The organism is Mycobacterium innocens (assembly GCF_900566055.1).
GTDB lineage: Bacteria > Actinomycetota > Actinomycetes > Mycobacteriales > Mycobacteriaceae > Mycobacterium > Mycobacterium innocens.
In genome coordinates this window covers 38,756-51,276 of the sequence record NZ_UPHQ01000103.1, presented here as the reverse complement: position 1 = coordinate 51,276, position 12,521 = coordinate 38,756, and the positions used below count along the sequence as shown (strand labels likewise).

At 63.2% G+C, this 12,521-nt stretch carries 7 protein-coding genes and 1 pseudogene; 7 read left to right on the top strand and 1 reads right to left on the bottom strand.

Going from position 1 to position 12,521, the window contains the following annotated elements; all coding sequences use genetic code 11:
* Both EET03_RS31400 and EET03_RS11725 read left to right on the top strand, forming a co-directional pair.
* A pseudogene (locus EET03_RS31400) lies at positions 1–393 on the top strand (IS1380 family transposase); the annotation flags it as partial.
* A gap of 133 nt (positions 394–526) precedes the next feature.
* On the top strand, positions 527–2,815 hold the full coding sequence (locus EET03_RS11725) for an arylsulfatase (RefSeq protein WP_099194142.1): 2,289 nt from the start codon (positions 527–529) through the stop codon (positions 2,813–2,815).
* A 42-nt stretch (positions 2,816–2,857) separates the two neighbouring features.
* Here EET03_RS11725 and ileS read toward each other — a convergent pair whose 3' ends face one another.
* Positions 2,858–6,040: an isoleucine--tRNA ligase gene (ileS, locus tag EET03_RS11720; RefSeq protein ID WP_075543117.1), complete on the bottom strand. Its 3,183-nt coding sequence runs from the start codon at positions 6,038–6,040 to the stop codon at positions 2,858–2,860.
* A gap of 713 nt (positions 6,041–6,753) precedes the next feature.
* Here ileS and EET03_RS11710 point away from each other — a divergent pair.
* The 5 genes from EET03_RS11710 to EET03_RS11690 all read left to right on the top strand — a co-directional run bounded on the left by EET03_RS11710 (position 6,754) and on the right by EET03_RS11690 (position 12,509).
* A complete protein-coding gene (locus EET03_RS11710; protein WP_082274697.1) occupies positions 6,754–8,262 on the top strand; it encodes a condensation domain-containing protein in 1,509 nt (502 codons plus the stop codon).
* A gap of 43 nt (positions 8,263–8,305) precedes the next feature.
* Complete coding sequence (locus tag EET03_RS11705; RefSeq protein ID WP_244232322.1) at positions 8,306–9,661, top strand: condensation domain-containing protein; 1,356 nt, start codon at positions 8,306–8,308, stop codon at positions 9,659–9,661.
* Positions 9,662–9,719: 58 nt separating this feature from the next.
* The gene (locus EET03_RS11700; protein WP_075543135.1) at positions 9,720–10,988 is read left to right on the top strand and encodes a glycosyltransferase; all 1,269 of its coding nucleotides are present in this window, start codon (positions 9,720–9,722) and stop codon (positions 10,986–10,988) included.
* 157 nt (positions 10,989–11,145) lie between these two features.
* On the top strand, positions 11,146–11,856 hold the full coding sequence (locus tag EET03_RS11695; RefSeq protein WP_244232321.1) for a GAP family protein: 711 nt from the start codon (positions 11,146–11,148) through the stop codon (positions 11,854–11,856).
* 170 nt (positions 11,857–12,026) lie between these two features.
* A complete protein-coding gene (locus EET03_RS11690) occupies positions 12,027–12,509 on the top strand; it encodes a class I SAM-dependent methyltransferase (protein WP_244232320.1) in 483 nt (160 codons plus the stop codon).
* The last annotated feature ends 12 nt before the right edge of the window (positions 12,510–12,521 follow it).

Sequence of the window (12,521 nt, the reverse complement as noted above, 5' to 3'; positions counted from 1 at the left end):
CCCGGTCGCCTACCTCGACGTCGACGGCACCATCGCACCCACCTACGGGCAACACAAGGCCGGAATGGACATGTCCTACAAGGGCATCTGGGGCTACGCGCCGCTGATCGTGTCGCTGGCCAACACCGCGGATACGTCAACCTCGAACTCAACTGCGAGGATGTCGCCGAGTTCAGCTACCAGCCCGGCAAATGTGCCCGACCCTACCGGGTGATCGCGCTGCGCAAGAACATCAGCAAGACCCGCGGCGAAGCGGCCCTCATCGAGGAGATCCGCTACTTCTTCTACATCACCACCCGCACCGACCTGACCCCCGCCCAGGTCGTGGCCTGCGCCAACGACCGCTGCGACCAGGAAAACGTCATCGAGCAGCTCAAAAACGGTGTCAACGCGGAAACGACTTCTCCAACAATCCTGCGACCCACTAACGCCGACTCGCGTATTTGAGGGGCTAGATCGTTCGGCGGCCGTTGTCGCTACCGGCCCACACAGCACCAGCCAATCCCAACCCGAGTGGAGGTAACCCGTGACACACGACCCGACCAGCACTGTCGATCGGACCCGGCTGCCGTTGCCGGACACGCCGACGGGGGGAAAAGCCGGGCGAACGGTTTCCGAGTCGACAATGCCGACGATCACTCCCATCCGCCCACCACAGAACGCGCCGAATGTGGTGATCGTCCTGCTCGACGACGTCGGATTCGGGGCCACGGCGACCTTCGGCGGCCCAGTGCCGACGCCAACCGGCGACGCGCTGGCACGGGAAGGGCTGCGGTACAACCGGTTTCACACGACCGCCTTGTGCTCCCCAACTCGCGCCGCACTGTTGACCGGCCGGAACCATCACGCGGTCAACACGGGCAACATCACCGAATGGGCCACTGGGTATGACGGCTACAACAGCATCATCCCGAAATCCGCCGCCACCATAGCCGAGACGCTGCGCCAAAACGGCTACAGCACAGCAGCATTCGGCAAATGGCACAACACCCCGGTATGGGAGGTGAGTCCGGCGGGCCCCTTCGACAGGTGGCCAACCGGGATGGGTTTCGAAGAGTTCTACGGCTTCATGGGCGGTGAAGCCCACCAATACAATCCCGGCCTGTATCACGGTACGACGCCAGTCGAACGGCCCGAAGGCGTTGAGAATTACCACCTTACGACGGATCTCGCGGATCGGATGATCGAGTGGGCACATCGGCAGCAGGCCATGTCGCCCGACCGACCGTTTTTCGTCTACTGGGCGTCCGGCGCCACCCACGCACCGCACCACGTGGCACCAGAATGGAGCGAACCTTTTCGCGGACGATTCGCCGCAGGCTGGGACAAGCTGCGTGAGGAAATCTATTCCCGGCAGAAGGAACTGGGCGTGATTCCCGCAGACGCCGCGTTGACTCCACGCCACGAATCGATACCCGCCTGGGACACGATGTCAGAAGAGCAGCAGCGCATCGCGTCGCGTCTCATGGAGGTCTACGCCGGATTCCTTGCCCACACCGATCACGAGATCGGTCGGATAGTCACCGCGCTCAAGGATATGAGGGTCTGGGACAACACGATGTTCGTCTACATCATCGGTGACAACGGCGCGGCTGCCGCCGGCGGGATCACCGGTGTCTTCAACGAAATGGTGACGTTGAACGGCCTCCAAGAAGACCCGGAAATCGTCTTGTCGAGGATCGACGATTTCGGCGGGCCCAAGGCCAGCAACGAGTATCCGGTCGGCTTCGCCTGGGCGATGTGCACCCCGTTCCAGTTCACCAAGCAGTTCGCCAGTCATTTCGGTGGCACCCGCAATCCGATGATTGTGACCTGGCCGCAACGCATCAACGACGGTGGCGGGCTGCGCTCGCAGTTTCACCACGTCATCGATATCGCCCCAACCATCTTGGAAGCCGCCGGCATCCCCGCACCCGTTGTGGTCAATGGCGTGCCACAGCAGCCCTACGACGGCATCAGCCTGGCGTATACATTCGACGACGCGGCCGCCCCGGACCGGCGCCGCACCCAGTATTTCGAGATCAAGGGCATCCGCGGGATCTATCACGATGACTGGATGGCCTGCACCTATCACGGCAAGATCCAGTGGCAACCGGGGTCGACGATGCCCGCCTTCTCCGATGACCGCTGGGAACTCTACGACCTGTCGCGGGACTACAGTCAAGCCGTTGATCTGTCCGCCCAGCACCCCGATCGGCTTGCCGAGTTGAAGGCACTATTCGACGCTGAGGGCGAGAAAAACCACGTCTTTCCGCTCGACGACCGCGGCCCCGCCCGGGCGATCGGTGCGCGGCCGACGGTTCTGGGCCAGCGAACCTCGATTTCGTTCGGGCAAGGATCAATCCGGATGCCTGAGGACATCATTCGGTGCGCCTTTAACCGGTCCTACTCGATTACCGCGGACCTGGACACTCCCGGTGGCGACACGGTCGACGGCGTTCTCCTGGCCGCCGGCGGCTACTTCGCCGGCCTGGCTCTCTACGTGCAGAATGGACTGGCCAAGTTCACCTACAACTATTTCGGGTCCAAGTACACGACCATCGCCGCGGCCACGCCCCTGCCCGCGGGCAGCTCGACCATCGCGGTCGAATTCGATTATGACGGTGGAGGTTTGGGAAAAGGCGGCGTCGCGCGACTCCTGGTAAACGGGCGCCAGACAGCTGAATCTCGCATCGAGCGGACGGTTCCGCTGGGGTTCAGCGCCGACGAAGGGCTCGATATCGGGCTCGACGGCGGCACCCCGGCCGCCGACACCTACGAGGGCGCATTCCCGTTCAACGCCACCATCAAGGCGGTGACGATCCAGTTGCGGTGAAGGCCGGCGGCGGCTGTCCCCCGGGCCGTGGGGCACCCGCCGTTAGCCGGCTTTGGCGATCGCGACTCGTACCCCGTCGCCGATGTCGACGCCGCCGGCCGGGTCGCCGAATTCGAAACTGGTGGCCAGAATTTCGCCGGCAATGAGATCGCGGTGGGTCTGCGCCCAGGCTTGCCGCTCGGCGGGCACCGATATCACCACGCTGATCCGGTCGGACACGTCCAGCCCGGTCGACTTGCGCAGCTCTTGCAGTTCCCGGATGCGGTCTTTGGCCCAGCCCTCGGCCTCCAATTCCGGGGTCACTGTGCCGTCGAGCACCACCAGCCCGGCGCCGCCGGGCAGTGCCGCGGTGGACTCCGGGTCGGCGGCCACCAGCCGTGAGCTGTATTCCTCCGGTTGCAGCACCGCGGGCCCTGCCGTCAAGGTGCCGTCGGGATTGACGACGCCGTCGCCGGCCTTGACCGCCTTGATCGCCGGTTGCACGTCCTTGCCCAGTCGCGGCCCGGCCACCCGGGCGTTGACGGTCAGCTCGAACCGCCCGTAGGTGTCGATGTCGTCGGTGAGTTCGACCTGTTTGACGTTGAGCTCATCGGCGATCAGTTCAGCGAATGGCTTCAGTCGTTCCGGGTCGGCAACTGCCACAGTCAGTTTCGGCAACGGCAGACGCACCCGCAGCTTCTTGGCCTTACGCAGGGACGACGCGGCCGAGCACACTTCGCGGACCTGATCCATCGCCGCTACCAGGCCGGCGTCGGCGGGCACCGCATCGGCCCGCGGCCAGTCCGTCAGATGAACCGAGCGCTCACCGGTCACAGCGCGCCAGATCACCTCGGTAATCAACGGAAGCAACGGCGCGGCCAGTCTGGCGGTGACCTCCAGCACCGTGTGCAAGGTGTCGATGGCATCGCCGTCTTCTTCCCAGAAGCGCAAACGCGACCGTCGCACATACCAATTCGTCAGCGCTTCGGTGAACTGCCGCAGCTGCTCGCAGGCCCCGGAGATGTCGCACACCTCCATCGACCGGGTGAGGTCTTCGCGCAGCACCGCCAGCTTGGCCAGAATGTAGCGATCCAGTACATGGCGTGAATCGGTACGCCAGGTACCCACTTTCGGCGCATACAGGGCCAAGAAGCTGTAGGCATTCCACAACGGCCGCAAGACTTGCCGTACGCCGTCCCGGATCCCCTGCTCGGTGACAATCAGGTTGCCGCCGCGCAGGATCGGCGAGGCCATCAAGAACCAGCGCATCGCATCGGAGCCGTCCCGGTGGAACACCTCGTTGACGTCGGGGTAGTTGCGCAGCGACTTGCTCATTTTCTGACCATCTGAGCCCAGCACGATCCCGTGCGCCACACACGTTTTGAACGCGGGCCGGTCGAACAGCGCGGTTGCCAGCACGTGCAGGGTGTAAAACCAGCCACGGGTCTGTCCGATGTACTCGACGATGAAGTCCCCGGGGTAATGGGCATCGACCCTTTTATCGGGGTCGACGCAATCGACTCCGTCGAACCAGTCACGGTTTTCGAACGGGTAGTGCACCTGGGCGTAGGGCATGGAGCCCGAGTCGAACCACACGTCGAGCACGTCTGGGATGCGCCGCATCGTGCTTTTCCCGCTGGGATCGTCGGGGTTGGGCCGGGTGAGCTCGTCGATGTAGGGCCGGTGCAAATTGTCCGGCCGCACCCCGAAATCGCGCTCCAGCTCGTCCAAGCTGCCGTATACATCGATTCTCGGGTACGCGGGATCATCGGACTTCCACACCGGAATCGGGGTGCCCCAGTAGCGGTTTCGTGAGATGGACCAATCGCGGGCACCCTGCAGCCACTTCCCGAACTGGCCGTCTTTGACGTGTTCGGGATACCAGGTGATCTGCCGGTTGAGTTCGACCATGCGGTCGCGGAATTCCGTCACCGTGACGAACCAGGACGACACCGCGCGGTAGATCAGCGGGTTACGGCAGCGCCAGCAATGTGGGTAAGGGTGTTCGTAGGATTCGTGGCGGATCAACACCGCGCCGTTCGCCGCCGCCGGACCACTTTGTTTCTTCAGGTCATGGATGATCTGGGCATTGGCGTCGAACACGTGCTGCCCCTGGTAATCGGCAACGGTGGCGTCGAAGCGGCCCTTGGCATCGACCGGGGTTACCGGCGCGATGCCGGCAGCCTCCGCGACCGCCATGTCGTCTTCGCCGTACGCCGGGGCCATATGTACGATGCCGGTGCCGTCTTCGGTGGTGACGAAATCGCCTGACAGTACGCGAAATGCGTTAGGCGAATCACCAAAGTATGTAAAGGGCGGCTGGTACTGCATATCCAGTAGGTCGGCGCCGCGATAGGTGCCGAGAACCTCGGGTTCTTCTCCGAACTCTCGAGCGTAGGCAGGCACCCTCGCCTCAGCCAGCACGAAGCGCCGATCGCCGGCTTTGATCTCTACATATGTCGTCTCAGGGTTTACCGCGACGGCCAGGTTCGACGGCAGCGTCCACGGTGTCGTGGTCCACACCAACAGGAATGCGCCGGCCAGCTCGTTAAGTGGTTGGCCACCCGGCACTTTGAATCCCACCGTGATCGCGGGGTCCTGACGGCTCTGGTAGACGTCGTCGTCCATCCGCAGTTCGTGATTGGATAGTGGGGTTTCGTCGCGCCAGCAGTAGGGCAGCACCCGGTAGCCCTCATATGCCAGGCCCTTGTCCCAGAGCTGTTTGAACGCCCAGATCACCGATTCCATATACGGCAGATCAAGCGTCTTGTAGTCGTTGTCGAAATCGACCCAGCGAGCCTGCCGGGTCACATATGCCTGCCACTCGTCGGTGTAGCGCAACACCGAAGCCCGGCAGGCATCGTTGAACGCGGCGATCCCCATGGCGTCGATCTGCGATTTGTCGGTGATGCCCAGCTGGCGCTCGACCTCGAGTTCGGCAGGCAACCCGTGGGCGTCCCAACCGAAGCGGCGCTCCACCTTATAACCGCGCATGGTTCGGTACCGCGGCACGATGTCCTTGACATAGCCGGTCAGTAGATGCCCGTAGTGCGGCAGGCCGTTGGCAAAGGGGGGCCCGTCGTAGAACACGTATTCCGGGGCGCCGTCGCGGCGGGCGATGCTGGCGCGGAAGGTGTCATCGCGGGCCCAATAGTCAAGGACCTGGCTTTCCATCACGGGAAAGTCCGGAGAGCCACCACGTTGGTCGGCGCCCAGGTCGCTCCGCGGGTAGGCGCTGTCGGTCATGCCGTCTCCTGTGTCGTTTGTCACAAGACACGGGGACGACGATGCGCCGGAAGCGCGAACACCGCGGTACCACCCCGCTTGCCGCACCTACCTACGCACGGCCGCTCGTTGCAGGCTGTGACGGGCCCACCCGTTCGGTTCTACTGGGCTTTTGCGCTGTTCTTCCGAAGGCTCACCGGTGATAGCCGGATCAACGCCGTTGCGGCCGATCCTACCCGGCAACCGGGGCGCGAGGCCCCGCCCAGCCAACAAACTGCGACCCCTCAACCACGGGTTTCAAACCCAATGCAGCGAAAACCGAAATTTAAGCACCACCCATCAACTAGGCTCAGCTCACCAACGCTAGAAACCTAAATACCCGGATGAACGGTCGTCGCAGCGTCGGGCATGGGGCAACCCACACCGACAGCGATATGGTCGTGCCTTCGGGGAGGCACGACAAAGTTAATGAGGGGGCATGTGAACACCACGATACCCGGCCTACCCAGTGCCGTCACGACCGCAGTCCGTTGGCCGGCCAGGGGTACCGACCCGTCCAACGTGTCCCGTGACGTGCGGTGGACCGGCACCGGTGGCGCAACCCGACATCGTTACGGCCAAGACCTCGAACCCGGTTCACCGGGATCCCTACAAATGTCATCACCGTGCCGGGTTCTGTGGACCACCCTTGGCTCTCCGGTGCATCGCAACCTGCTGGGCGACTGGGAGGAAGAATGGTCAGAGTAGGGAAAGTAGAGGCCGGGACCATCCGCGATTGGGCCCCCGAGCCGGGCATGCTGGTGTCGTGGCAACCATCGCCGGCGTCGCTCGCCAAGGCGAAGCAAGCACCGATCAGCCCGGTACCGCCCAGCTATATGCAAGCCCATCACCTGCGTAACTTCCGGTCCTACGCCAGCCGCAGCCTGGAGATGTCGCGATTGCTGATTTCCGCCTGGGACATTCCCGGTCGATGCGACACCCGCACCATGACGCACGTCATCAATGCGCACCTGCGTCGCCACGACACCTACCGAAGCTGGTTCGAGCACACCGAGGGCGATCACTTCGTGCGGCGAACCATCAACAAAGCCAACGACATTCAGTTCGTCGCAACCCAGCACGGTGAACTGACAACGCAAAGGCAATGGCGGGACCACCTGTTGGCCACCCCGAGCCCGCTGGAGTGGGACTGCTTCCGCTTCTCGATCATTCAGCGCGCAGACCATTTCACCTTCTGTGTGGCCATCGACCATCTTCACTGCGACGCCATGTTCGTCGGTGTCGCGTTCGCCGAGATCCACCTGATGTACGTAGCGCTGGTTGGGGGCGGAGCGCCGTTGCGGCTGGCCGAGACAGGCAGCTATCACGACTACTGCACCCGGCAGCAGGAGCACCTGTCCGGGCTCACCTTGGACTCCCCGGTTATCCGCGCATGGGCCGAATTCTTCGAGGGCAATGACGGGTGCCTTCCCAAATTCCCGCTGCCACTGGGGGACACATCTGCGCCGTGCGAGATGATGGGCGTCCGGCTGTTGGACGAGCGGCAGACACTCGCGTTCGAATCCGCGTGCTTGTCGGCGGGAGCCCGGTTCTGCGGCGGCGTACTCGCTATGTCGGCAGTGGCCGAACACGAATTGACCGGAACCGACGCGTTCCACGCCATCGTCCCCATCGACATTCGCCGCACCCAGACGGATTTCATGACGACGGGTTGGTTCACCGGCTTCGTGCCGATCACCGTCCCCACCACCGGATCGTCGTTCGGTGAAATCGTCAAGGCGGCTCAGGAAAGCTTTGATTCCGGCCGGGAATTGGCCGAAGTGCCGTTGGACCGCGTGCTGGAACTGGTTCCGTGGCTGCGGAAAGGCCAATGGGGAGCACCGTTGCTCTTCTACCTCGACGCCGGCATTCCACCGCTGTCGGCCCTGGCCAACTGCCACGTGGAAGGCTTACACGCCCGGCTCTGCCACGACGGCGGAATGATGGGGCAAATCGACATCCGGGTTAACCGGTTCGAGAAAGAGACCCAGTTAACGGTGTTGTTCCCGAACAACCCGATCGCCCGCGAGTCGGTCACCCGCTACGCCGAGACGCTGAAGGCCGCCTATATTCGGGTAGCCGAGGGACGCGAGGTGATGCCGGCCCGGCGCCACAACGGCAGTCAGCTGCACCTCGCCTATAGTCGGCGCGCTTACGAACCCGCGACCGCGGTCCCCCCCTTGACCACATGGCGCACCGGCTAGGCCGGCTAGGCCGGAAATCCGGGTTTTTCCAAGGAGTTTCGAATTGGCACGTTCTTCGGCCATGACGGACAACAGGATCGCCTTTCTCGACCACGTAGCTTTTCTTCGGTTGCGCGCAACCGGCGTTGACACCGTCGGCCAAGTTACCTGGATCTACGATCGTCCGGTTGACTTGGAAGGGTTGCGCCGGTTCAACCGCAACCTCGGCCGTGGATGGCTAGGGCGCCGAATCGAGCGTTCCCCGTTACCATTTGGTCGTCCCCGCTGGGTCGCATACCACGATCCACCGGAAATCGACATCGCTCCATCACCCCGATCTCGCGCTGAAATCATGGGCTGGCTGGATGAGCGTGCGCAGATTCCGGTCGACCCCGAATACGGACCTTGCTGGCATCTGGGGATCCTCCCGCTCCACGACGGTGGGACGGCGGTAACCCTGATCACGTCGCACTCAGTGGTGGACGGCGTCGCGCTGCATCTCGCTATCCACGAGGCCGTCAACGGCATCACCCGAGATTTAGGCTATCCACCCCCACGATCGCGCAGTCGTGGACGAGCACTGCTTGTCGACGCGTGGGACGCCGTTTGCGGATTGCCCGAGGTTTTTCGGGCACTGATCGCCTGCATCATGCTCGTACTGAAACGCGACTCGAGTGTGAAGACGCGAACAAGCACACCACCGGCTACGTCGAGCCGCAGCGACGAGCCAATTGTCGTACCTTCTGTCACATTTTCCTGCGATTTGGCTTCGTGGGACGCCCGGGTACTCGAACTCGGCGGGTCCAGTAATTCGCTTTTCGTTGCTTTCGCGACCAGGCTCGCGCAACGCCTGGGGCGGCTGAGCCCGGCTGATGGCGCTGTCACGATAACAATGCCGGTCAATGAGCGCACCGCAGGTGATTTACGAGCGAATGCGTTGACGGCCATTACCTTCGGGGTCGACCCGGACCGGGTGACAACGGATTTGCAACTCATCCGCAACGAGATGAAACAGAGCCTGGCCGCACTCCACGAAACCCCAAACAAGCTGCTCAAGCCGCTGCCGCTGGTTCCTTACACGCCTAGGTGGCTGGCCAGGAAGATGGCAGCACTGGCCTTGGGCAGTTCGGAATTGCCGGTTTGCTGTTCGAATGTCAGGAACCTTAGTCAAGACTTGAACCGTATCGACGGAACCGATGCCGACTATTTCTCGGCACGTCTGTTCAATCAAGGTGCGACCAAACAGAACATCGAGCGGGAAAGCGGCCAGCTGTACCTTTTCTCCGGACGTCTGAATGGCAAAGTTTTCATCAGCGTATCCTCTTATCAACTTGGTGCGGAGAATTCGAACCGGCAGCTGCGCGGAGTGATAGAACAAACGCTTGCAGATTATCGGCTAACCGCTGAGGTATTCGGATAGCTCGCAGTCACAGGGCTGAGGTCGCCCGGGGGCGGGAAGCAAAAGGTAGGGGATGCTGATGAAGTTCGCACTGGCGATCAACGGCACCCGCGGCGATGTCGAGCCCTGCACGGCTCTCGGTCGGGAGTTGCTGCGCCGGGGGCACGAGGTTCGCCTCGCGGTGCCACCCAACCTGATCGGTTTGGCCGAAGCGGCCGGACTGGATGCGGTCAGCTACGGGCCGGACACTCAGGCGCTGCTCGACAACGAAGACAACTTGCACGAATTTTGGAAGCCGCAGACTTCGATCAAGTTGGTGCGCGAAGGTATCGCGGACCTGCGTCAGGGGTGGGCCGATATGGCGGCGACCCTGAGATCGTTGGCAGCCGGCGTGGATCTGGTGTTGACCGGCATGATCCACCAGGGCATTGCCGCCAACATCGCGGAGTATTACGACATTCGGCTGGCGACCATGCACTTCATGCCCGCGCGGGTCAATGGCCAGCTCTTGCCGATCTTGCCGGAGCGGTTGAATCGCGCGCTGGTTTCGGCGCTGTGGTGGGTGCAGTGGCGCATCACGAAGAGCCCTGAAGACGCGCAGCGGCGAGAACTGGGCCTGCCGAAGGCAACCGCGTCCTCGTCGTCGCGCATTCTGGGCCGCCGGGCACTCGAGATCCAGGCCTATGACGAGCTGTGCTTTCCCGGCCTGGTTACCGAGTGGGCGCAATGGGCTGACAGGCGGCCGTTCGTCGGAGCCCTGACCCTGGAATTGCCAACGGATTACGACGACGAGGTGTTGTCGTGGATTGCTGCCGGCACGCCGCCGGTCTACTTCGGCTTCGGCAGCATGCCAGTGGATTCGCCCGCCGACACCATCGCCATGATCAGCGCCGCCTGTGCGGAATTGGGCGAACGCGCGTTGATCTGCACCGGCCAGAACGACGTCAGCAATCTCGAGTGCGCGGACCACGTCAAACTGGTGCCCGGGGTAAGCCACGCCGCCGTATTTCCGGCCTGCCGCGCGGTTGTACACCACGGTGGCGCCGGAACGACCGCGGCGGGCATGCGAGCCGGCATCCCGACCCTGATCCTCTGGATCTGGATAGAGCAACCGATTTGGTTAGCCCAGATCAAACGGCTCAAGATCGGCTCTGGACGCCGGCTCGCGGCCACCACGAAGGAGACGCTGGTCAGCGACCTCGGGGCAATTCTGGCCCCCGGGTACGTCAACCGGGCCCGGGAGATTGCAAATCAGATGACCAAACCTGGCGAAAGCGCCACGCGGGCAGCCGGTCTTCTGGAAAATGAGGTGAGCCGGAATCAGTCCAACCCGCAATTTCGTGACTGACTCCGGTGCGCACTGCCCACTCGAACAGGACGACATGACCGCGAAACGCTTCTTCAACGACAGAGCCCCGGGCGGTCGCCACCGCTTCCTATGCGTTGACGCAGTGTCGGTCAGCTGAAAGACGGCGAACGGGAGGAGGGGGCAGATGTGGACCACAGTGCTGATCCTCGCGCTGATCACAGCGACTGAGCCGGTGCGTCTGGGCGTTGCCCTCTTCTTGATCTCGAAGCCGCGGCCAATGGTCAACCTGCTCGCTTTCTGGTTCGGCGGAATGGCGACGGGCACAGCCGTCGCTCTGGGCGTTTTACTTCTGCTGCGCGACTTCGCACATGCCCTCGCCGACAATGTGACGTCCCTGGCGGCAAGCTCCACTGTCGGGCACATCCAAGTCGCGCTTGGTGTCGTGGCATTAGTGGTGGCCGCGCTGGTCGCCGCCGGAGTCTCGGTCCGTTCGCCCGCGCCGGTGTCCACCGGCGAATCCTCGGCGGTGCTGGTGCAGGAGCAGCCCTCCCGATTCTCGCGGCTGATGGCAAACGCCCAGGGTGCACTCGAGGGCGGGTTTCCCTGGGTGGCGTTGGTGGCCGGCCTGAGTTCGGCGGGACCACCGCCGGTGGAATATCTTGTGGTGCTCACCGCCATCGGCGCTTCGGGTGCGGCGTTCAGCACTCAGCTCAGCGCGACCGTCGCCTACCTTCTCGTGATGCTCGCGATCGTCGAGATCCCGCTTGTCAGCCATCTGGTCAACCCTGACAAGACCGAAGCCACCATGTTGCGGCTGCGCAACTGGCTACGGACGCATCGGCGCCAGATCCTCTCGGTTTCCTTCGCCACGGCGGGGGTCGCCCTGCTGGCAAGCGGCATGAACTGAACCCAGCACGCAGGGTTGCCAGCTGAGCAGATGACACCAGAACCCGGCCGCCTCGCGCGGTACTACGGCGGTACTACCACCAAGCAGCGGCAGAGACGTTGCGGCTCATACCGACCGACGCATAACGGGTCCTCGATCTCGGCTGCGCGGATGGGTCGTTCGGCGTCACGGTGAAAGACCGAACCGGCGCCGAACTCTGGGGCATCGTGTCCGACTTTGACGCGGTGATCTGCGTCGACGTATTGGAACGGCTGGTGGAACCGGGCGCGGCGCTACGGAAGCGGCGCACCAAGCTCAAGCCCGATGGCGTCGTCGTCGCCGCGGTTCCGAACTTCCGCTTTCTTCCCGCGCTGGGCCAGGTGCTGTTCCGAAAAGACTTCCCGCAAGAGGACTTTGGCCCTTTCAACCGCACCTACATACGTTTCTTCACCTGCAGGAGCATGGTGCGAATCTTCAAGAAAGCGGGCTTGCGGATACAGCGGATCGAGGGCATCAACGCTTGGCCCGGCCCGCTTGGCGTGGCGATCGCCGTAGCCAGTTTGGGGTTCTTCGCCGACGGCCGATATCTCCACTATGTCTGCGTCGGGTCGCCGGCCGCGCCGAGGCCGGGGCTATTGAGCGTGTTCAAAGCGGGTGCCCGCCAAGCTTCGTGAAGCGCGTCGCGC